The 22,760-nt window shown below is 59.5% G+C and carries 18 protein-coding genes and 1 tRNA gene; 11 read left to right on the top strand and 8 right to left on the bottom strand.

From position 1 onward, the window contains the following. Positions 1-42: 42 nt before the first annotated feature. Both AC1DJO_RS17845 and AC1DJO_RS17840 read right to left on the bottom strand, forming a co-directional pair. The gene (locus tag AC1DJO_RS17845) at positions 43-1,260 is read right to left on the bottom strand and encodes an LL-diaminopimelate aminotransferase (protein ID WP_112388164.1); all 1,218 of its coding nucleotides are present in this window, start codon (positions 1,258-1,260) and stop codon (positions 43-45) included. A gap of 223 nt (positions 1,261-1,483) precedes the next feature. Further along, positions 1,484-1,900: a hypothetical protein gene (locus tag AC1DJO_RS17840; RefSeq protein WP_477972148.1), complete on the bottom strand. Its 417-nt coding sequence runs from the start codon at positions 1,898-1,900 to the stop codon at positions 1,484-1,486. A gap of 127 nt (positions 1,901-2,027) precedes the next feature. On the opposite strand from AC1DJO_RS17840, the gene phaC reads away from it, so the two are divergent. The 6 genes from phaC (at position 2,028) to sthA (ending at position 9,412) form a co-directional block, all read left to right on the top strand. Then, positions 2,028-3,887, top strand: a complete 1,860-nt coding sequence (phaC, locus tag AC1DJO_RS17835; protein ID WP_477972147.1) for a class I poly(R)-hydroxyalkanoic acid synthase — start codon at positions 2,028-2,030, stop codon at positions 3,885-3,887. Positions 3,888-4,131: 244 nt separating this feature from the next. Next, positions 4,132-5,391 (top strand): DUF2778 domain-containing protein, encoded by a 1,260-nt coding sequence (locus AC1DJO_RS17830; RefSeq protein ID WP_477972146.1) that lies wholly within the window; start codon positions 4,132-4,134, stop codon positions 5,389-5,391. Positions 5,392-5,549: 158 nt separating this feature from the next. Beyond that, a complete protein-coding gene (gene map / locus AC1DJO_RS17825; RefSeq protein WP_112387998.1) occupies positions 5,550-6,386 on the top strand; it encodes a type I methionyl aminopeptidase in 837 nt (278 codons plus the stop codon). A gap of 7 nt (positions 6,387-6,393) precedes the next feature. After that, positions 6,394-7,221 carry a RadC family protein gene (gene radC / locus AC1DJO_RS17820; protein WP_112387997.1) on the top strand — a complete coding sequence of 276 codons (828 nt, stop codon included), beginning with the start codon at positions 6,394-6,396 and terminating at the stop codon, positions 7,219-7,221. Between the two features lie 93 nt (positions 7,222-7,314). Further along, positions 7,315-7,905, top strand: a complete 591-nt coding sequence (locus tag AC1DJO_RS17815) for a dual specificity protein phosphatase family protein (RefSeq protein WP_477972143.1) — start codon at positions 7,315-7,317, stop codon at positions 7,903-7,905. A 100-nt stretch (positions 7,906-8,005) separates the two neighbouring features. Continuing rightward, positions 8,006-9,412 (top strand): Si-specific NAD(P)(+) transhydrogenase, encoded by a 1,407-nt coding sequence (sthA, locus tag AC1DJO_RS17810; protein WP_477972139.1) that lies wholly within the window; start codon positions 8,006-8,008, stop codon positions 9,410-9,412. A 22-nt stretch (positions 9,413-9,434) separates the two neighbouring features. Here sthA and AC1DJO_RS17805 read toward each other — a convergent pair whose 3' ends face one another. The 5 genes from AC1DJO_RS17805 to AC1DJO_RS17785 all read right to left on the bottom strand — a co-directional run bounded on the left by AC1DJO_RS17805 (position 9,435) and on the right by AC1DJO_RS17785 (position 13,712). Beyond that, a complete protein-coding gene (locus AC1DJO_RS17805; protein WP_477972137.1) occupies positions 9,435-9,947 on the bottom strand; it encodes a PAS domain-containing protein in 513 nt (170 codons plus the stop codon). A gap of 180 nt (positions 9,948-10,127) precedes the next feature. After that, positions 10,128-11,606, bottom strand: a complete 1,479-nt coding sequence (gene tig / locus AC1DJO_RS17800; protein ID WP_477972134.1) for a trigger factor — start codon at positions 11,604-11,606, stop codon at positions 10,128-10,130. 177 nt (positions 11,607-11,783) lie between these two features. Further along, positions 11,784-11,868: transfer RNA gene (locus tag AC1DJO_RS17795), tRNA-Leu, on the bottom strand. Positions 11,869-12,021: 153 nt separating this feature from the next. Further along, positions 12,022-12,612 (bottom strand): GDYXXLXY domain-containing protein, encoded by a 591-nt coding sequence (locus tag AC1DJO_RS17790; protein ID WP_112518648.1) that lies wholly within the window; start codon positions 12,610-12,612, stop codon positions 12,022-12,024. Continuing rightward, positions 12,609-13,712, bottom strand: coding sequence for a DUF2157 domain-containing protein (locus AC1DJO_RS17785; RefSeq protein ID WP_477972132.1), 1,104 nt, complete (start codon positions 13,710-13,712; stop codon positions 12,609-12,611). Before AC1DJO_RS17785 ends, AC1DJO_RS17790 begins: the two co-directional genes overlap by 4 nt. Before the next feature lie 854 nt (positions 13,713-14,566). Here AC1DJO_RS17785 and AC1DJO_RS17780 point away from each other — a divergent pair. Together AC1DJO_RS17780 and AC1DJO_RS17775 are read left to right on the top strand one after the other, a co-directional pair. After that, positions 14,567-14,713, top strand: a complete 147-nt coding sequence (locus tag AC1DJO_RS17780; RefSeq protein ID WP_112387991.1) for a DUF1127 domain-containing protein — start codon at positions 14,567-14,569, stop codon at positions 14,711-14,713. 294 nt (positions 14,714-15,007) lie between these two features. Beyond that, complete coding sequence (locus AC1DJO_RS17775; protein ID WP_074061123.1) at positions 15,008-15,151, top strand: DUF1127 domain-containing protein; 144 nt, start codon at positions 15,008-15,010, stop codon at positions 15,149-15,151. A 277-nt stretch (positions 15,152-15,428) separates the two neighbouring features. Here the strand turns inward: AC1DJO_RS17775 and AC1DJO_RS17770 are convergent, their stop codons facing one another. Then, the gene (locus AC1DJO_RS17770) at positions 15,429-16,196 is read right to left on the bottom strand and encodes a helix-turn-helix transcriptional regulator (RefSeq protein WP_112387990.1); all 768 of its coding nucleotides are present in this window, start codon (positions 16,194-16,196) and stop codon (positions 15,429-15,431) included. Between the two features lie 860 nt (positions 16,197-17,056). Between AC1DJO_RS17770 and AC1DJO_RS17765 the strand changes: the two genes are divergently transcribed. The 3 genes from AC1DJO_RS17765 to AC1DJO_RS17755 all read left to right on the top strand — a co-directional run bounded on the left by AC1DJO_RS17765 (position 17,057) and on the right by AC1DJO_RS17755 (position 22,760). Beyond that, a complete protein-coding gene (locus AC1DJO_RS17765) occupies positions 17,057-18,097 on the top strand; it encodes a fibrinogen-binding protein (RefSeq protein ID WP_112387989.1) in 1,041 nt (346 codons plus the stop codon). A 139-nt stretch (positions 18,098-18,236) separates the two neighbouring features. Next, positions 18,237-20,309 (top strand): hypothetical protein, encoded by a 2,073-nt coding sequence (locus AC1DJO_RS17760; protein WP_477972130.1) that lies wholly within the window; start codon positions 18,237-18,239, stop codon positions 20,307-20,309. 105 nt (positions 20,310-20,414) lie between these two features. After that, positions 20,415-22,760, top strand: a complete 2,346-nt coding sequence (locus AC1DJO_RS17755) for a type I secretion system permease/ATPase (RefSeq protein ID WP_477972343.1) — start codon at positions 20,415-20,417, stop codon at positions 22,758-22,760.

Below are 22,760 nucleotides of genomic sequence, written 5' to 3'. Positions count from 1 at the left end.
AGTGGCAGCCGCGGACCGCGGCTGCCGATTGGGAGGTGTCTATCAGCGGTGTGCGTTCAGAGAGATGACGTTGTGCATCGTCTCGTCGGCCGTCGACAGGAATTTCTTGATGCTGCGCGCAGCCTGGCGGATGCGGTGCTCGTTCTCGACCAGTGCGAGACGAACGTAATCATCGCCCATTTCGCCGAAGCCGATGCCTGGCGCGACGGCAACGTCGGCCTTTTCGACCAGCAGCTTGGAGAATTCCAGCGAACCGAGGTGACGGAACTTCTCCGGGATCTTCGCCCAGGCGAACATCGTGGCTGCCGGCGGCGGCACTTCGAAGCCTGCCTTGCCGAAGCTCTCGACCATGACGTCGCGGCGGCGCTTGTAGACGTTGCGGACCTCAGCGATGTCGGAACCGTCGCCATTGAGCGCGTGGGTTGCTGCAACCTGGATCGGTGTGAAGGCGCCGTAATCAAGGTAAGACTTCACGCGCGTCAGAGCGGCGATCAGGCGCTCGTTGCCGACGGCAAAGCCCATGCGCCAGCCGGGCATGGAAAAGGTCTTCGACATCGAGGTGAATTCGACGGTGACGTCGATGGCACCAGGAACCTGCAGAACGGAGGGCGGCGGCTCGCCGTCGAAGTAGATTTCCGAATAGGCAAGGTCGGACAGCACGATAATGTCGTGCTTCTTCGCAAAGGCGATGACGTCCTTGTAGAAATCAAGCGTCGCAACGAAGGCCGTCGGGTTCGACGGATAGTTCAGGATCAGCGCCAGCGGCTTCGGGATCGAGTGGCGCACGGCGCGCTCGAGCGGCGCGAAGAAATTCTCATCCGGCTCGACCGGGATCGAACGGATCACGCCGCCTGCCATCAGGAAGCCGAAGGCATGGATCGGATAGGTCGGGTTCGGGCAGAGGATGACGTCACCAGGCGCGGTGATCGCCTGCGCCATGTTGGCGAAACCTTCCTTGGAACCGAGGGTCGCGACGACCTGCGTATCCGGGTTGAGCTTCACGCCGAAACGGCGGGCGTAATAGGCGGCCTGCGCGCGGCGAAGGCCGGGAATGCCCTTGGAGGACGAATAACGGTGCGTGCGCGGGTCCTGGACCACTTCGCAGAGCTTGTCGACAATGGCTTTCGGGGTCGGCAGGTCAGGGTTTCCCATACCGAGATCGATGATATCGGCGCCGCCCGCTCGCGCGCTTGCTTTCAAACGGTTGACCTGTTCGAAAACATAAGGCGGCAAACGCCGGACTTTGTGAAACTCTTCCATTTCATTCCCCATGGAAATGCGGCCACCGCGGCCGCGCTCGAAGTTCGTCCTGTTCCCGGCTGCTTGCGATACGAACTTCAGAATCGCATGCGCCGTATTCATCAGACTGTCTGCAGGCGGCGATTCTTTGACGGATGCCGCGGCTGCGAAGCATTATCGGGAAAATTTACGTCTCCCGCCAGCTGCGGAAGGCTTTGCGTGCAAATTGCCTGAAAGGCAAGGCCTACTTGGTGATTTCCGAGAGTGTGTCGGTGCCGTGATCGGCCGCAAGCTTGCGGTATTCGGCAACGCGGCGCTGATACTCGGCCTCGGAAATCGTGCCCGCCTTGCGCTGCGCGCCAAGCGCAGTCAGCTTGGCCTGCAGGCCCTTGGCCTCGTCATCGTTCATCTGAACGTTGGCGGCCGTCAGAGGCGCACCGAAGGACGGATAACCGTCCCTATAGTGCGAAAGGCCGCTCTCGGCCGGAGCCTCACCCTTGGTGGCGGTCATCACGACCGCCGTGGGGGCCGCTCGCCTGGCGGCAAGCGCTGCCTTCTCATCCGGCGTCGACGTGCAGCCGGCAAGCGTCATCGCCGCGGCCGCGGCAATAATTGCCATGCGGGTTGCGATTGCGATGCCAGAGCTGCCGTTGTTCGTCATGCCAGATCTTCCAAATCCTCAAGCCTCTGCGACTGTTAAATTTGTCGCAGCAACAAAGCAATAGCATGAGCGTGGTTGTGTTGAACTTGTTTTATCGATCTTGCACGATGTACAAATCGATTTCAGGATGATTGCTGCCGCCCGGAGGAAACGTGTGACCGACAGCAAGACAGGCGACAAGGGAAAGCCGCAAGGCTTCGAAACGGCAGACCTCGATCCCTATCTGATGAAGGATCCCGAGGCGATGGCGATGAATTTTGCCCGCGCCCTCGAAAATCTCGGCAAGGCCGCATCCGCATGGCTGGCGCCCCGCGAACGGGGCGATGTCAGCGACAAGGCCGCCGAGCCGATGACCGACATGGTCAAGACGCTGTCGAAGATCACCGAATATTGGATGTCCGATCCGCGCCGCACCTTCGAGGCGCAGACACAGCTGATGAGCAGCTATTTCGGCGTCTGGATGCGCTCGATGCAGCGCATCCAGGGCGAAGCCGCCGAACCCGAGCCCGAGCGCAGGGATAAGCGGTTTTCCGATCAGGACTGGGAGAAGAACCCGTTCTTCGACTTCCTGCGGCAGGTCTATTTCATCACCGCCGACTGGGCCGAAAAGATGGTGACGCAGACCGAGGGTCTGGACGAGCACACCAAGCACAAGGCCGGCTTCTACATCAAGCAGATCACCGCGGCGCTCTCGCCCAGCAATTTTGTCGCCACCAACCCGCAGCTCTACAGGGAAACCATCGCCAGCAGCGGTGAAAATCTGGTGCGCGGCATGAAGATGCTAGCCGAGGATATCGTTGCCGGGCACGGCGACTTGAAGCTTCGCCAGACCGACATGACGAAATTCGCCGTCGGCCGGGATATGGCGCTGACACCGGGCAAGGTGATCGCCCAGAACGATATCTGCCAGATCATCCAGTACGAGGCGTCGACCGAGACGGTGCTAAAGCGCCCTCTCCTGATCTGCCCGCCCTGGATCAACAAGTTCTACATCCTCGACCTCAATCCGCAGAAGTCGTTCATCAAGTGGTGCGTCGACCAAGGCCAGACGGTGTTCGTCATCTCCTGGGTCAACCCCGATTCGCGCCATGCCGACAAGGACTGGACGGCCTATGCCCGCGAGGGCGTCGATTTCGCGCTGGAGACGATCGAGAAGGCCACGGGCGAAAAGGACGTCAACGCCGTCGGCTATTGCGTCGGCGGGACGCTGCTTGCCGCAACGCTTGCGCTGCATGCCAAGGAAAAGAACAAGCGCATCCGCTCGGCGACGTTGTTCACCACGCAGGTGGATTTCACCCATGCCGGCGACCTGAAGGTCTTCGTCGACGAGGAGCAGCTGCAGGCGCTCGAAGCGCATATGCAATCTGTCGGCTATCTCGATGGGTCGAAGATGGCGACGGCCTTCAACATGCTGCGCGCTTCGGAACTGATCTGGCCCTATTTCGTCAACAACTACCTGAAGGGCGAAATGCCGATGCCCTTCGATCTGCTGTTCTGGAATGCCGATTCGACGCGCATGGCGGCTGCCAATCACGCCTTCTATCTGCGCAACTGCTATCTCAAGAATGCCCTGACCGCGGACGAGATGATCCTCGACGGCAAGACCGTGTCGCTGAAGGACGTGAAGATCCCGATCTACAATCTGGCGACCCGCGAGGATCACATCGCGCCGGCAAAGTCGGTCTTCCTCGGCAGCCAGTTCTTCGGCGGCAAGGTGGATTTCGTTGTCACCGGATCGGGACATATCGCCGGCGTCGTCAATCCGCCGGACAAGAAGAAGTATCAGTATTGGACCGGCGGCCCAGCCAAGGGCGATTACGACACCTGGCTCAACAAAGCCGAGGAAAATCCGGGTTCCTGGTGGCCGCACTGGCAAGCTTGGATCGAGGCCAAGGACGGCAAGCGCGTACCTGCCCGCAAGCCCGGCGGTGCCTCGCTGAATGCGATCGAGGAAGCACCGGGCAGCTACGTGATGGAGCGGGCATAGACCATATCTGCCTCCGAATGGCCGATCTTTAGCCCGATTTCATCGCCAAAAGAACCGAACCAGAATCTTTTTTTGGGCGGTCCTTCATGCTTATAAAGAAATTGGAAACCATAATCCCGCATAGTTCCAGACAGTTGATTATGTGCGGGATGCCTCAATTAGGCCCTCTTGCTTCATTATCGGCTCCGGCGAAAGCGTCCTGCGTAAGCCGCCGGTAGAGTGACGCGTTTGGAAACCGAGTAATATGGCGTTTGCTGTCGAGACGTGTGAAAGCGTCAACCCTTTCGGCTGGGCGATTTTTGGCTCGGCAAAGCTCCTCCGGCTCGTTCCGGTCATCGCTGCCATCGGCCTTGGGGCCGCTGTATCGACATGGGCGCTCGCATCGGTCGCAACGATGCACTCGTCGGCCATGCCGGAACGCGAAGACAAGCGGCTGTTTGCGGATATCGCCATCGCGCCGATGGCGCCTGCGCATCACAACGCGTCGGCCGCCCATACGCTCGTCCACATCGGCAAATTTTCCCGGCTGCCCGGCCAGATCACCGTGTCCGATCGCATGACGGCAGAGGTGCAGTCGAAATCCTCCAAGGACATGGTGGCGCTGATGCAGCGCCGGGGGCTCTCGGCGCTTGCCATGCGCAACAACGGCAGTGAAATTGCCTCGGCCCTGAAGCAGCAGGCAGAAACGATCGCAAGCGCTGCGGCATTCTCTGCCGTCACGGTTCCGGCCTCCCTCCCCGCGCCAGTCCAAGTCGCCACCGTCAAGGCGCCGCAAACGGCGCCGACCATGGCAGCTGCAGAAGCACTGCCGCAACAGAAGCCGGAAGCCGCCGCTGCACCGGCCGTCGAGACCGCGCTTGCCGAGAGCGTTGTTTCCGACGCACCGTTCGGTCTCGTTCTATCGGAAAGCGGCGACGTGCCGCTGCCGATGGCACGCCCGAACCGGCCGAAGCCTGCTGCCGATGCACCGGTCGCCGCACTCGCCTATGCCAAGGTGGATCAGGACGACGATGACGGCGAGATGCCGAAGATCGGCCGGCCGGCGCTTGCCCCAGTCGCCCGCAACGGCATTGCGATCTACGATATTTCCGCCGGTACGGTGTACATGCCGAACGGCGAGCGCCTCGAAGCCCATTCCGGCCTGGGCGCAATGCGCGACAATCCGCGCTATGTCAGCCAGAAGATGCGCGGCCCGACGCCGCCGCACACCTATAATCTGCAGATGCGCGAAGCCCTGTTCCACGGCGTCGAGGCAATCCGCCTGCACCCGGTCGGCGGCCCAGGCGCCATCCATGACCGCGTCGGGCTGCTTGCCCATACCTACATGCTCGGCAAGCGCGGCGATTCCAACGGCTGCGTATCGTTCAGGGACTACAAGCGCTTCCTGGCCGCGTTCAAGCGTGGCGAAGTCAAACAGCTCGTCGTCGTGCCGAAATATACCGGCGGCTCGACGGGTTCCTCGCCCAAATCGACGCTGGCATCGCTCTTCTCCAAGCAATCCTAAGTCCAGTATCTGCATTTGACCGATGAGGCGGCCCAGGCAACTGGCCGCCTCATCTGCGTTATGCTGGCACAAATCGCGACAGGCCCATTGATCGGCATGGACGAACCCGGCATAGCTGCATTATGTACGACAAGGACAATTTCCGCTAAGGCCCTGCAATGGTGAATTATATCGAAGCCGCATCGGCGCCGCCGAAAAATACCGGCGCAATCAGGCTCTATGGCCCCGAGGCTTTCGAGGGTATGCGCAAGGCGTGCCAGGTGACCGCCCGCTGTCTCGACGAGCTGGCGGCGATCGTAAAGCCCGGGCTTGCGACCGATGCGATCGACCGTTTCGTCTTCGAATTCGGCATGGACAATGGCGCCTATCCGGCGACACTGAATTATCGCGGCTACACGAAATCGACCTGCACATCGATCAACCACGTCGTCTGCCACGGCATTCCAGATTCAAAGCCGCTACGCGATGGCGACATCGTCAATATCGACGTCACCTATGTGGTCGACGGCTGGCACGGCGATTCGAGCCGTATGTATCCGGTCGGTCAGCTGAAGCGCGCGGCCGAACGGCTTCTCGAGGTCACCCATGAATCACTGATGCGCGGCATTGGCGCCGTGCGTCCGGGCGCCCGCACCGGCGCGATCGGCGAAGCGATCCAGACCTATGCCGAAGCCGAGCGCTGCTCTGTCGTGCGCGATTTCTGCGGACACGGCGTCGGCGGCCTGTTCCACGATTCGCCGAATATCCTGCATTACGGCCGCGCCAACGAGGGGCCGGAATTGCGGGAAGGCATGATCTTCACCATCGAGCCGATGATCAATCTCGGGCGTCCGCATGTGAAGGTTCTCGCCGACGGCTGGACGGCAGTCACCCGCGACCGCTCGCTCTCGGCACAATACGAACACACCGTCGGCGTCACCGCCAGCGGATGCGAGATCTTCACGCTGTCGCCCGGTGGTCTCGACCGTCCGGGGCTCGCGCCGCTCAACGGGTGAAACGAAGATGGCGAAAGGCCCGGTTCTGACTTCCGATGACGAACTGCCTTTCGACGATTTGCCTGTCGGCGAACCGGATATCGACGAGCGCCTGTTCTTTGCCGAGCAGCCCGCAAAACCCTCGATGGCGAAAGCGGCTTCAGCACCGCCTGCCCTTGGCGGAGAGCAGCATTATCACGGCCACCGCGAGCGGCTACGAAACCGCTTCCGCGAAAATGGCGACGGGGCGCTGGCCGATTACGAAATCCTGGAGCTTCTGCTTTTCCGCCTGATCCCGCGGCGCGACACCAAGCCGATCGCCAAGGCCCTGCTCGACCGCTTCGGCACGCTCGCCGCCGTCTTCGGCGCGCCGGCCGGGCTGCTACAGGAGGTCAAGGGCATCGGCGAGACGGTGGCGCTGGATCTCAAGCTGATCGCCGCAGTGGCCCAGCGCACGCTGAAGAGCGAGCTGCGCAACAAGCAGGTGCTGGGTTCATGGTCGTCGGTGATCCAGTATTGCCATGCGGCGATGGCGCACGAAACCCGTGAGCAGTTTCGCATTCTCTTCCTCGACAAACGCAACGCGCTGATCGCCGACGAGGTGCAGGGGCGCGGCACGGTCGATCACACGCCTGTCTATCCGCGCGAAGTGGTGAAGCGCGCGCTGGAGCTTTCGGCAACCGCGCTGATCCTGGTTCACAACCATCCCTCCGGCGACCCGACGCCTTCGCGCGCCGATATCGACATGACGAAAATGATCATCGATACGGCAAAGCCGCTCGGCATAACGGTTCACGACCACATCATCATCGGCAAGGACGGCCATGCCAGTCTTAAAGGCCTCAGGCTAATCTAGCTACCGTCACAGTTTCCTTCAGGTGTCTGTCAGCTTCGGCTCGCAAAGAGCGCATGCTGCTCTTCTCGCAGCGCGACCCGAGCTTGAGATTCGATGACACTGAGATTTCCGCGCCTGACCATTTCCCCGATCGCCAAACGCATTCTCAGCCTCACCGGCCTGCTCGTGCTGCTGATCGGCGGCTACTACGTCCATCTGCTGGCGACGAACAATTTCCACGCCGTCGTGCCCGGGGAAGTCTATCGTTCCTCGCAGCCTTCCGCCTCAGCGATCGCCCGGCTGGAAGGCAGTTACGGCATCAAGACGATCCTCAATCTAAGGGGCGAGAACGGCAGCAAGAGCTGGTACGACAGCGAGATCGCCCAATCGAATGCACTTGGGATCAAGCATATCGACTTCCGCATGAATTCCTCAAAGGAGCTGACGCCTGAACAGGCTCTGCAGCTCATCGCCATCATGCGCGACGCGCCGAAGCCGCTCCTGATCCATTGCCAGGCGGGCGCAGACCGCACAGGGCTTGCCTCGGCGCTCTATCTCGCTGCCATCGCCGGCAAGAGTGAAAAGGTCGCGGAGGGCCAGCTATCGCTGCTTTACGGCCACATCCCCTATTCGTTTTCGCATGCTTTCCCGATGGATATTACCTTCGAGAAGATGGAACCCCTGCTTGGCTTCGGTAATTCTTGATACCAGCGCCTTAAACCATCTGTAACATTGACCAGCTACCGGTGAATGCGCGACATTTTGCGGCGCAATATTTGATTCCTCTTCCAGCCGGGGCTGAGCCATGTTCCAGTACGATCTCGTTGTTGTGGGCAGCGGCCCCGCAGGCCGCCGCGGCGCCATTCAGGCTGCCAAGCTCGGCAAGAAGGTTCTGGTCATCGAACAGGGCAAGCGGGTGGGCGGCGTCTCCGTCCATACCGGTACCATCCCGTCCAAGACGTTGCGCGAAACGGCGCTCAATCTTTCAGGCTGGCGCGAACGCGGCTTCTACGGCCGGGCCTATCGCGTCAAGGATCAGATCAGCGCAGAGGACCTTCGCCGCCGCCTGCTGATCACCCTTGATCATGAAGTTGAAGTGCTGGAACATCAGTTCGCCCGCAACCGCGTGCAGCATATGCGCGGCAAGGCGAGCTTCATCGACGCCGCGACGCTGCAGGTCGTCAAGGATGACGGTGAAACAATCCAGGTTTCTGCCGCAAGTGTGCTGCTTGCTGTCGGCACCAAGCCGTTCCGGCCCGATTACATGCCCTTCGACGGCAAGGCGATCATCGACAGCGACGAGCTGCTCGATATCGAGGAACTGCCGCGCTCGATGGTCGTCATCGGCGCCGGCGTTATCGGTATCGAATATGCGACGATCTTCAGCGCGCTCGACACCGCCGTGACCGTCATCGACCCGAAGTCGACAATGCTCGACTTCATCGACAAGGAGATCATCGAGGACTTCACCTATCAGCTGCGTGACCGCAACATGAAGCTGCTACTCGGCCAGAAGGCCGACAAGGTGGAGAAGCTCGATAATGGCAAGGTGCAGCTGACGCTCGACAACGGCCGCCACCTGGTAACCGACATGGTGCTGTTTGCCGCCGGACGCATGGGCGCTACCGATACGCTTAACCTGCCGGCCATCGGCCTCGAAGCCGACAATCGCGGCCGCCTGAAGGTCAATCCGGAAACCTTCCAGACCTCGGTACCGAATATCTACGCCGCAGGCGACGTCGTCGGCTTTCCGAGCCTTGCCTCGACCTCGATGGAACAGGGCCGCATCGCGGCACGCGTCGCCGTCGGTGCCGTTGCCAAGGAGCCGCCGAAATACTTCCCCTACGGCATCTATGCCGTCCCTGAAATCTCGACCTGCGGCCTGACTGAGGAAGAGATGAAGGAACGCGGCATTCCCTATGAATGCGGCATCGCCCGTTTCCGCGAAACATCGCGCGGCCATATCATGGGCCTCGATACCGGCCTTTTGAAGCTGATCTTCTCGCTGAAGACGCGGCGCCTGCTCGGCGTCCATATCGTCGGCGAAGGCGCCACCGAGCTCGTTCATATCGGCCAGGCCGTGCTGAACCTGAAGGGTACCGTCGAATATTTCGTCGAGAACACCTTCAACTATCCGACGCTTGYCGAGGCCTACAAGATTGCGGGCCTCGACGCCTGGAACCGAATGGGCGATATCAAGTCGGAGCTTTAGGGCATTTCCCGGCTAAGCCGGCTCAGTTCGCCAGTAAACCATCTGGTTTCATCCAGTCGAGTTCGCCAAGCGCCGCCTGCAGGTGCTTGGCAACGGCGTGGTTACCTTCGCGAACGGCGATATCGTAGGCCGTGAGGCAGTATTTCACCAATGGCTTGGTCAGCATCGGCTCATCGGACACCGGACAAATAATGCCGGCATAGAGCGACGGGATGCCCGCCTTGTCGCGGAAGCAGCGGCCAAAGACCATCACATAGCTGTAGCGACCGTCTGCCTGGCGCGTCCGGTAGCTCTGCTGCTCCGGCTCACCTGTCGCGATCGATTCGTGGATGGCGGCAGCCACATTCGCGCGGTCTTCCGGATGAATGCGTTCGATATAGATATCCAGCGGCAGTCCGTGCTCGGTCTTGACGTAATCAAGGCCGAAAAGCTCAGCGACCGCACCATCGGCATAGAGCAGGTTCGCCACGATATCCCAGGTGAAAAAGCCGGACTCTGCCGCTTCGGACTCAATGGCGCTGTTCTGGAAGGCCAAGATTTTCCCCTTTGCACATCGTCGCAATCCAGAAGTGTAAAGGATCAGCTTCACACTGCAAGGCACTGATTAGCAAATATGAAACTTCTTCACAGCCTCGGAGTCAGGACACTCGATGACAAACAAAAAGGCCCAGCCGCAAGCGGCGAGGCCTTCGAAAATCCATAAGGGATCAGCCGATTATTCAGCGTCGCCTTCGGAAGCCTTCTTCTTCGGAGCAGCCTTCTTCTTCGGAGCTGCTTCTTCGCCTTCGGAAGCCTCAGCCTTGGCAGCTGCCTTCTTCTTCGGGGCAGCCTTCTTGGCGTCCTTGTCGGAGCCTTCGCCTTCTTCGTCGGCGAGCAGCTCTTCCTTGGTGACCTTCTTGTCTGTGACGTCGATTTCGGTCAGCAGATGGTCGATGACCTTCTCTTCGAAGATCGGAGCGCGGATCGAAGCGGCTGCACCCGGTTGGCTGCGGAAAAACTCGAGGATCTGCTTTTCCTGGCCCGGATACTGACGCAGCTGTTCGTAGATCGCGCGCTGCATTTCGTCTTCGGAGACTTCGACGCCGGCCTTTTCGCCGATTTCGGAGAGAACGAGGCCGAGGCGGACGCGGCGTTCAGCCAGCGTCTTGTATTCTTCCTGTGCCTTGTCTTCGGTCGTGCCTTCGTCTTCGAACGAGCGGCCAGACTGTGCGAGGTCGTTGTTCACCTGGCTCCAGATGCCGTTGTACTCAGCGTCAACGAGCGACTTCGGCGTATCGAACTTGTACATCTCGTCGAGCTGGTCGAGGATCTGGCGCTTGACCTTCTGGCGGGTCAGCGAGCCGTACTGCGATTCGATCTGGCCACGGACGATTTCGCGCAGGCGGTCAGCCGATTCGAGGCCGAGCTTCTTGGCCAGTTCGTCGTTGATTTCGGTTTCGCCCGGAGCAGCAACGTCCTTGACGGTGACGTCGAAGGTGGCTTCAGCGCCGGCGAGGTTCTTGGCCGGGTAATCGGCCGGGAACGTCACGGTAATGGTCTTTTCGTCGCCAGCCTTGGTGCCGACTAGCTGCTCTTCGAAGCCCGGGATGAAACGGCCGGAACCGAGAACCAGTTCGGCGCCCTGATCGGTGCCGCCGTCGAAGGCAACGCCGTCGACCTTGCCGACGTAGTCCATGGTGATGCGGTCGCCGTCAGCAGCCTTGCCCTTCTTGGTTTCGTAAAAGCGGGCGCTCTCGGCAACCTTCAGGACCTGTTCGTTGACTTCGTCGTCGGAGATATCGACGACTTCGCGGGTGATCTTGATGCCCTTGGTGGACTTCAGTTCGATCGGCGGCAGGACTTCGTAGGACAGCGTGAATTCGAAGTCCTTCTCAGCGGAGAGGATCTTCTCGGCTTCGTCCTTGTCCTCGGTCATGGCGATTTCCGGCTGGGTAGCCGACTTTTCGCCACGGCTGGAAAGGATCTGGGTCGGCTGTTCGCGGACGATCTCGTTGACGAGGTCGGCCATGATCGACTTGCCGTAGACCTTCTTGAGGTGAGCAGGCGGTACCTTGCCCGGACGGAAGCCGTTGATACGGACCTTGTCCTTAACGTCGGCAAGACGCTCGTTCAGCTTGCTTTCCATGTCCTTGGCCGGGATAACGACCTTGATTTCGCGCTTCAGCCCTTCAGCGAGCGTTTCGATAACCTGCATGTCTTCCTACCTTCATTTCGTTGGCGGCCGTGCCCAGACGCCTTCGTTTCGATGAGCACGACGCCGGACAATTTGGCCGCGCGTGGCTTTGTTCTTCAAATTCCAATACATCCCGCCGTTAAGGGGGACGGCGCCATCCTGCCGGGTAATCGGGATATCCCGCCTGCAAGCCAGCTTTGGTGCGGGTAGAGAGACTTGAACTCCCACGCCTTGCGGCACCAGAACCTAAATCTGGCGTGTCTACCAATTTCACCATACCCGCGTTCGCAAAACCGCATGCATATGCCTGCGCATGAGGCCTTCCGGAGCGCGGCGTCTCTATATCACCCGATTTGGTAGAGGCAAAGGAAAAATGAAGGCCCGATGACAGCGATCAACCGCCCGGCGAGCGGCAATCCACAGGCCTCTCCTCCAATCAGTAAAGCGGCTCCTCATAGGCTGCCTTCCCATCGACGAGAAGGCTCCTGATCTGCGCCGTTCCATCGGCCGAAACACGGGCCGCAACCGAGACCTGACCATCCTGCCGGGCCTCCTCAAGTGGCTTGCCCTCGCCCTCGGGAACATAGTAGCGCTCGATGCCATACTCGACGCGCATGCTGTCGCCGCCGGCCGGGCCATAACTATAGAAAGGCTGGCTTCTGATCACCGCGCTGCCGCTCTCTTCCGGCAGCGCAGAGAATGACGATTCGGCGACGTTCCAGAAGCCATCGGCCTGCGGCTTCAACCGCACCCATAGCACCTGTTCGCCGGCGGCAGATGGAAGCCCACCCTTGACACTGCTGACCGGCACGGAGGAGATGTCGTAGTTCAGGACTACGTAATCGCCGCGCAGGAAGTCGCGCGGATCGACGGGCGCAGTCTTGAGGACGACCTCCGCTCCGCTGCGCAGAATAGCGGCACGGCTCTCTATGATATAGCCGAGTACCGCGGTCTGCAGACCGGCAGCGATAAGCGCCGCCACCATATAACGCCTTGCCGGATTGCGGCTCGAGACGATCGCGCTCATTGGGCCACCTCCGCCTTTTTTCCACCGAAGCGCCGTTCCAGCCGGATCACCAGCCAGGCGACCAGAGCAACGAAGACGCCGGAGAGAAGGAAGAGACTGGATGTGCCAAGGATCGAGCCGACCGTCTCCGATGCCAGATAGAGAACGTCGGCTGCGAACATCAGATAGGCCAGATAGCGAACGGCACCGTTATCCCGGCCCTGCAGCGCGATTGCCAATACGGCGATGGCCAGCGTGACCAGGCTGAGAACGACAAGCGCGCCGCCTTTCTGAAGTTCTATATTGAGCAGCAGCAACCCGACGGTGGCGATCAGGAATGCGTAGAAGGCCGGCGCAGCCCCCGCGGCCTTGATGAAGGCGGAATTGCGTAATGGCGGCAGGCTGACGGCCAGGAACACCGCGAGACCGCAGATCACATAGGCTGCGGCCAGCCAGAAATCGTCGTGCAAGGTATAAAGCCAAGCCAGCCAGCCGACCACCAGGAAGTAGGCAAGGTGACGTGACCGGCCAGCGTCGGTGTAGCGAACCAGCGCAATGAGGACGACGCTCATTGCCAGCGGCGCCCAGGCGCCGGCACCGACCCAGCGGGTGTCGTAATTGCTGAGATAGACACCAAAGGACGCCCAGGAGAGAAAGCCCGCGATTGCCGTTGCCGGACCCGAGCGGAAGAGCGCGGCCGAAATAGCAGCGATGGCAAACCAGAGATACATGACTGTCTGCTCGTCGCCGGACAGATGATACATCTGCCCGATCAGCGATATGGCCCCGCCGAAGCTGAGGACGCCGACGACAAGCAGCGCATTGGCTGCGGCGATGGCACCACGGGCGAACAGGGCGGCAGCGCCGAGATAGGCCATCCAGATCACGGCCAGGATCGCGCCGGCGCGCACCAGCCGTGGAATGGCCTCCCAGTTGGACGCGACGAGCAGCAGCAGGGCCGCACCCAACAGGACAGCGGCCAGTACCATCAGGACGCGGCCGAGACTGAAGCTCGCCGGACGGCTGTCATATTCCCCGAGCAGCAGTTCGGCAGTCGCCTCGGGGATTAATCCCTTGCCGACCCACACCGAAAGATCACGCTCCAACCTGCCTCGATACATATCAGCCTCCGCCCCCGTGATGGCATCCGCTAGCGTTATCGCCGGTGATCCGGTTAGGCAATCCCGCGCTCGAAATGCAAGAAACGCCCTGCATGAACTTGGTGCACTTCTTAACCGACAATTAACGCCAATGTTCTAATATATGGTCATTGTAGAAAGGCATGCACGATGCGCATAGCCACTATGAAAATATTGCACTGCAAAATAATCATTAGTCATACTATTTTGATCATCAAGAAGCGCGGGCGTGGCAGCCCGGCCCGGTTAACCGGAAGCCTGCGGATATGATGTCCGTATAAAGAATTCGGAGATGCGCACTCCTCCTCCCAGCGCACTCCGATAGACTGACAACACTCCTCCTCCCAGTTGTCAGTCACCTACATGACGCCCACCGGATCCTCCCCCGGTGGGCGTTTTGTTTAACGGGTGGTTAAACGATTAAATCAGCCGGAATGCATATATGCCGCTTGATGTCTGCGGATGGAGTGGGCGGCGCGCGAGAATCTGTAGATAGATATCCCGCCGTCTGCCGGAAATGTTGGGCGCTGCCGCGGCGGCGCCTACTCCGGGCATCCAGCTCCCCCCTTTGCGCGCCTCGAAAACACTCTCAGCCGCACCTGGAGCCAGACCACCGGCAATAGGCACGCTGGGGGAATATCATTCTGCCTATTCATTGACCAGAAAGCGGCAAAATCATGTAATTCACGGCGCCAGACCTGCGCAAAGCGCATAGGTGACTTGAAATCTTGTCTCTATTCGTTCTTTGCGGCGCAGCATATATTCAGCTCATCAAATGAAAGCCAGCGCGGATAGGCTGCAGCTGGCAGATGCGAACCCTCGGAAAGGGGATCAAAATGAACATTACCCGCTCTTTCAACAACTGGCGCAAGTACCGTCAGACCGTTAGCGAACTCGGCCGCATGAGCAACCGCGAATTGCACGACCTCGGCATCGACCGGTCGGAAATCCATCGCGTCGCTCGCGAGGCAGCCGCCCGCTAATTCAGGCGATCAGCGTCCTCCCAAGCTGATCTCCTTCTCAAAACGCCCGGTGCTCACGCAACGGGCGTTTTCTTTTGTCTGAAATTTACACTTTCGTAAGAGTTGCAGATAAAAAGGCTCAATTTAGCCGCTCAAAAAATCACACCTGCGCATTTCGCGGGCAGATCATTGCACAAACGCATAGCAGATGCCTTTTCTTTGCACTGCACAATATGACAGAGATCCACTATATGAATGTCCAAGCGCAGAGACGGCGATGACGCCGGCCGCGAGACACTTCTAAGGATGAAGACAATGAACCCGATCCGCATTGCAAAGAGCTGGATTAGCTACCGCCGTACGCTCAACGAACTCGGCAACCTGTCCAACCAGACCCTCTCCGATATCGGCATCAGCCGCTACGAGATCCGTAACATTGCATCCCGTTCGTTCCGCTAATCAGCGGCGAATGAGATACACCCAAAACGGCGCCGTTAGGCGCCGTTTTCGTTTTCAGGCCTGTTCATAAGCCGGCAAGTCGCCGGTGCTCACCGTTGAACCGCCGCCCGTTCAAACGAACGCGGATTCATCAGATTCTTTGTGATTGAGAATTATGCGCGCTTTGCGCTTCGCCTGGCTGCGGACACGCGCGTCGGCGTATCGACGTCCGCAACGCTGCGGCTGGAGAAGCCGCGCTGTTTCGCGCGGCCTGCTCATTGATCATATTGACCGGTAATCAGTTCCGCCATCTTCCCGTCGGATTGTTCGCTTCGCTGCTGAAGAACCGCGAGGCTGCTTCGGTGCGATTGCGCACATTCATCTTCTTGTATATGTTGCGGACGTGAACCTTGACCGTGTTCTCCGACAGATGGAGTTCATCGGCAATGATCTTGTTCTGCGTGCCCTTACAGATCAGATCAAGGATCTGCACCTCGCGCGTCGTCAGGGACGACATATCGCCCTGTCTCAGCCGCATCGCCCCTGCCCCGGCCACCGCAACGGAGCGTGCCTCGTAAAGCGAGCGCTCGGGTGCCTGGTTGGTCAGGCGGTTCAGCAGTGCCGACGGGAAATGCTCGCCACCCTTCATCAGAAGATCGACAGCTGCCATGAACACGTCGAGCCTCAGGTTGAGCGGCAGGACGCCATCGATGACGCGGGCCTCGACGAGCCGGTTGATATAGGGCTCCATCATGTCGATCGCTTCGACGACGAGACCGATCGATGTCGCGGGGTGATTTTCCCTGACAGTCGCCAGAGCATCGCTGAGCTCCGTTCCGGTAATGTGGTAGAAGAGAACCAGCGTGGCGTCGTTGGCATCATTCTGCAGCATGGCCTTGGAATAGCCCCTGCTGATGACTTCGCAACTCGGAAACTTCTTCGCCAGCGCCTCGACGAGGCATTCGGAGAACAAGTCGGCATTCGCAATGACAAGTATTGTGTCCCCGGCCGGACCGAACTTTCGGCTCTGATCGGCATCACCAGTCTTCGACGCAGTCATGAACATTTACGCCTCCCCATAGCGTTACACGTTACAAATGCTTTGAGTGATACTTCCGGGCGGCCCGGACGGGCACCCCTCGTAATTCCCGTCTTCATTAGTTAGCCATTTCTTAATTATGGTAATACGAAGTTCCATTGAAGGAAATGGCCCAAACGGGTTAGTTTTTGTAAATATACAATGACATTTCCTATTGTTCTGGTTGTATCCACCCCATCCTAGATAACTTATGGGGTATATAGTCGGTTATTTTTGGTCCTTTATGGTATTTTCGAACCAATAGTAGGTGCGTCGTCTTTTTCACTCTTTTGGACAGCGCCAATTAACCGGAATGTTACTTATGCAAGACTTTTGACTTAGAGGTGGAGCGAAACGAAGCGGCCCAATTGCCCTCAAATGGGGGTGGCTGCATGCGGTTTCATTGCCAGTGAACAGAGGTCATCTTGAAACGCCTTGATCAGTCCGGGCGAGCCACAGTGAGTTCCAACGCGCTAGCCCGAATTGGTATCTAGGAAGCTCGGTTCTTCTCGGTCAAAGTCGTATTGTCGCTCAATTGCGGCACCGGAAACGCGGAATATCCCCTCGCGACTGCGATATCTCTGCTTTTCCATTGGGGCAACTCAAACAACTGAAAGCATGAAGTCTTCAATCACATGATTGCGGAGCTAGATCTGTGCGTCCTTGTACTGAGTTACGCGCAATCCAATACATCAGGTTTGGCCAACAAACCGGAATTGAACCGCAGATGACCAGGTAATGCATACATCTGCATATGAGTAATCAGTATCGGAGTAAGCGCGAGTAAAATCCCATTTGAGATGAGAGGGATTTCGCACACTGCTCCGAATTCCTTTGGAGGAAGCGAAATGAGCCAGAATTATCAGCCGGGCGGCGACACCGAGACCAATAACATCGGTGCGCTTGCAGACGGCTTCCTGGGCAATACCGCAATCAATGATCCGGACACTTCGGATAATTCCACCGCTTATATTGGCGGCCTCGCCAATGGCGACAATCGTGACAACACGACCAATACCGACAACAGTGATAACAGCGATAACAGTGACAACAGTGATCACAGCGACAACAGCTCGGATATCACCGTCGATGCGACGCTCGACCTGCTGAACGGCAACAATCGCGACAACAGCTACGATTGGGACTACGACAGCAAGACCACGAATACGACGACCAACACCAACATCAACGACGCTGATACCAATGTGAAGTCGGACTATGACTGGAGCTACGACAGCAAGTCGTACAGCGACAACGATATCAACACGAAGACCGACACCGACATCAAGACGGTCACCGATACCGACGTCAAGACGACCACGACATCGGACAGCTTCAATACGGCTGATAGCTTCAACAAGACCGACAACGACACGACGAACACGGCCGACAGCTTCAACAAGACCGATACCGACTTCGCGACCATTCACGACGTCAAGGACTTCGACAATCTTGGGGTGGCCGGCAACGACGTCAACTTCAACCTCGGCGACAACTTCTCCTTCACGCTTGACATCGACAACATCCTGAACGGTGCCTTCAACAACGGCAACGCCTTCAGTGCCATCCAGGCAAACCACCTGGCGGACCAGGACACGTCCTGGGGCATGAAGATGGATGCTTCCAACGCCGACAACAAACTGTCGGTGGATGGCGGTAACGCACATGGCGCTGACGGCATGGACCTCAGCCATCATGGCGGCTGGACCGGCGGCGCAGGCGACGACGTCAACGGTTCGAGCGTTGCGGACGCATCTGCGATCCTTGCGAATTCGGGGATCCACATGGAGCTCGTGCAGGGCGCGAACATGCTCAGCAACACGTTCGATGCGATCGGACATGACTCGCATACCACGGGCCAGGACTCGCACGACGGCGGTGCCGCGTAACCTCAAGCAAAGTCCAGACCTGCTGCACCGGCGTTCGCGCCGGTGCAGTTTGGCGGCTTGAAACGCAGCACACGAGAGTATCCAAGGGCGGATATGCTGCAGATCAGGCCGGACACCGTGTCAAACGGGAGGGGCCATCATGCATAGCGAGAAGATTTCCGAAATCATTGCGCACTTCATCGGTCTATTCGATACGGCGGTCGAAGAGGCGAGAGCACGCAATGTATATGCGGAAGGGGCACGCCCGAATGAGGACGTCGCCATCCAGCCCGAGGACGAAATCCGGGCGGCGACGTTTTCATCGGATCTGCAACTCAAGGACTTCGACCCGAGCGCACCGTACCGCTCGTTGGCCTACGACATCAATTTCGCCCACCCGCGCTTTTATGGGCACGCCTTCGAAGAGAGCCTAGCGAAGCTTTCCGATCTCGCGCATCGCGACTTCAGCGGCCTCCATTATATCCCGAGCTTCAGCATGCCCGGTGAAGATCCGGAGCTGCAGGTCTTTCAAGGACCGGGCTCAATGGTCGCGCATGTCGCGCAGGTGAACATCCTCTACGACGACGACTATCTGAACATGACGGACCGCGATGCCGAATTCCGGGATACCAGCTTCGTCACTGCGCAACTGCTCTATCTCCAGGAAAAGGCCGAAGCTGCGTCACCGTTCATCAGTCTCGACCGCACTGACAGCGCCGATGCGCTGAAGACGATTGCCGACAACATTCATACCTATGTCAACTCGGTCCTCGAGTCGGGAACACCCGGCCCTGACGGCGAGCTGCAGACTTACGGCAGCGACGACACCGATACGAGCGGGCAGACCTATAGCTATGTCGATGCGGGCCACGACATCGGCGGCACCGAGCTGACAGGCGCAATCTACATCAACGGCAAGCTCGCCGATGCAGCGCCCGTTCTCGACGACTACATGCCTGACAGAGGCATCGCGAAGCCGCCGGAAGATCCCGAGACCGGCAAGACCGACCTGCCGATCGAGCAGCATAGCGGACCGGTCAACAGCCTCGACGTGGCCGCCGGCGCCAATGTGCTCGCCAATATCGTCGCCATCACCGATACCGCCGTCATATCCTCGGTGACCGCAGTGATGGGCAACTACCATCAGATCGACGCGATCTCGCAGAGTTACGTCTACAGCGACCATGACCATATCGACAGCATGTTCGACACCTCGGCAAGCGCTGCGACTGTTGCCAAGAACATCGCGAGCTTCCAGCGCAGCGTCTATGACGACGGCGCCTCTCAACACGCGACTTCAGCCGATACAGGCCACGATCCGATCTTCCCGACCGCCTGGCGCGTCAGCGTCGTCGATGGCGACGTGTCCTTCGTCAACTGGATCGAGCAGTATCACTTCATCAACGACAACGACACGATGACGATTACCGCCACGGGCACGGAAGCAACCGTGCTGACGGGCGGCAATGCATCCGTGAACTTCGCGTCGATGTTCGGCATCGGCATGCAATACGATCTGGTGATCGTTGGCGGCAACGTCCTAGACATGAATGTCATTTCGCAGATCGCCGTCCTCTATGACAACGATTGGGCGCGCGGCGAACCCGGCGCCCCGGGGGCGACCATCCAGTCAGGCAACAACCTGATCTGGAACCTGGCCGAAATCCACAATGTCGGCGCCAACGACCGTTTCCAGGCGATGCCCGACTACATGGTGCAGACGCAAAAAGCGATCGAGGAGCGTGACGCATCGATGCCGGCTGGGCTGGCGCATGACGCAAACTTCGCCGGCCATGCCGGACTTAACGTCCTCTACATCACCGGCAATCTTTACGACGTCAACGTCATCAAGCAGGTCAGCCTGCTCGGCGATTCAGACGACGTGACACACGCTATCTCGGCAATCGCCCAGAACAACCAGAATGCCACGATCCATGTCGATACCGGCAGCAACGCTGTCGTCAATATCGCGCAGATCCTGGATTACGACACGTTCGGCCATACGACCTATCTCGGCGGACAGCTCTATTCGGATGCCATCCTGATCCAGAGCGGCCTCGTCGAACACGACACCTCCCAGCCGCAATCCGCGCCACTTGCAAATGAGGTCATCGCATTTCTCGGCGATGACGCAACGCATCACGCAGGCTCCGAGGACGCCACAATCAACGGCGGCCACGATCTTTCATGGACGCTGACCCACCCGGACGTGATGCAAGGCGTCACTGCATAGTTTTGAGTAGAGGGAAACGCTCCCATGAATCACATTCCAAAGAACACCTTCACCGGAAGCCGGACTTTGGGACTTGGCCGCCGCGGCAGTGCCTTCGACGAGGACATGACCGACGAGTGCATGTCGGCGATCGACGATGCGGTGGCGAACCTCCGCCAGCTAACGGCAAAGCGTGCTGCCGCAAGAGCTGCGGCACAGGCCGAATCCGCCGCGCGCGCCGATGGGGCGTTCCGCGCTGCTGCGGTTGAAGATATTGCCGAAGTTCCGGCAGCCGCCGCTGAGGCCGAACCCTCCGTGGCCATCGATGCTGAAGCGGACACCGTCGTCGAAGCAACGTCCGAGGTTGAGGCCAAGACCGCGGAGCCCGTGATCGAGCTTGTCGCCGAAGCGCCCGCTCCGGAGCCTGAAATCATCGCGCCCGCAGAACCGATCGCCGCTGCTGCAGAACCCGTTGCGCCCGTGATGGAGAAAGCGGCACCGGTTGAGGAAGAGACTGTCGCGCGCCGGACGCCTGAGAGCCCGGAAATTCCCATTGCCATACCCGAGGCCGCGCCTGAACTGAAACAGAGCCCTGCCGCCATTCCCTTCGGCAAGACCATCGAAGGCAATACCGGTCCGCTACAGGACAACGAACGCCGGCTGAAGACTGGCGGCGGCGGCAATGGCAAGGATACCGATTCAGGTGGCGGCGGTGGCGGAGGCGGCGGAAACGGCGCCAATTTCCACAAGCGCAGCGAACCGGTGAATTTTGCTGCCAGCCTGGCCAAGGGCATTGCCGCGATCCGGCGCAACATGGTGATCGTCATGGCCTTCACCATTGCGATCAACGTGCTGCTGCTGGCGATCCCGCTCTATCTCTTCCAGATCTCCGACCGCGTGCTGACCAGCCGGTCGATCGACACGCTCGTCATGCTGACCATCGCCGTGCTCGGCGCCGTGCTGATCCAGGCATTTCTCGATTCCATCCGCCGCTTCATCCTGATGCGCACGGCCGTCGAACTCGAAGTGCAGCTCGGCGCGCCGATCCTCAGCGCAGCGGCCCGCGCCTCTCTGCACGGAACCGGCAAGGACTACCAGATCCTGCAGGATTTGCAGCAGCTGCGCGGCTTCATCACGTCGGGCACGCTGATCGCCTTCCTCGATGCACCGCTGATGCCGCTGTTCATCGTCGTGGTCTATCTCGTCCACCCGCATCTCGGCATTATCATCATGGTCTGCTGCGCGGTGCTCTTCTTCATCGCCTATCTGAACCAGCGCTTCACGGCGCGCCCGTTCGCCGAAGCCAACGGTTATCTCAACCGGGCGAATTTCCATCTCGATTCGATGGCCCGCAATTCGCAGATTATCAACGCACTGGCGATGATCCCGGAAGCCGTGAAGATGTGGGGCCGGGAAACGGCAGGATCGCTGAAAAGCCATGTCGCCGCCCAGGACCGCAACATCATCTTCTCGGGCATCTCCAAGGCCTGCCGGATGATCACGCAGGTAGCGCTGCTTGGCTGGGGCGCACATCTGTCGCTGTCGGGCGAGCTGACGGGCGGCATGGTGATCGCCGCTTCGATCGTCTCCGGACGCGCGCTGGCGCCGATCGAAGGCGCGATCGAAGGCTGGCATCAGTTCAACCGCTCTGCCGCCGCCTATGGCCGCATCAAGCAGCTGCTGATCAATTCGCCGCTGAACTTCCCGCGCCTGCGTCTGCCCAATCCGGAAGGACGCCTCGACGTCGAGCGCATCCTCTTCGTTCCGCCACCACAGAAGAAGGTCATCCTCAACGGCATCTCCTTCTCGCTGAAGAAGGGCGAATCCCTTGCTGTCATCGGCAATTCGGGTTCCGGCAAGACGACGCTCGGCAAGATGCTGGTTGGTTCGATCCTGCCGACCTCCGGCAACGTGCGCCTCGACCTCATGGACCTGCGCAACTGGGATCAGCGGCAGTTCGGCGAAAGCATTGGATATCTGCCGCAGGATGTGCAGCTGTTCCCGGGAACGATCAAGGCCAACATCTGCCGCATGCGCGACGATGTCGAAGATCACCAGATCTACGAAGCGGCCGTGCTTGCCGACGTCCATGAGCTGATCGCCAGCTTCCCGCAGGGCTACGAGACGGTCGTTGCCGCCGACGGTGCGCCGCTCTCTGGCGGCCAGAAGCAGCGTATCGCGCTGGCCCGCGCCTTCTTCGGCAGCCCGAAATTCGTGGTTCTCGACGAGCCAAACTCGAACCTCGACACGCAGGGTGAGGCAGCCCTTGCCCGCGCGCTGATCCATGCCAAGAAGCAGGGCATTACCACCGTCACCATCACGCAACGCCCTGCCCTGCTGCAGTGCGTGGACAAGATCCTTCTGCTCAAGGATGGCTCGGTCGGGATGTTCGGCGAGCGCATGGAAGTGCTGCAAGCCATCCAGGGCAACAACAACAACAACAATCGTCCCCAGCCGCGTATCGAAGGTTAA

This window comes from Rhizobium sp. 05N430 (assembly GCF_056396985.1).
Note: the sequence above shows the minus strand (reverse complement) of the source record. Positions and strands in the feature narration are given on the sequence as shown.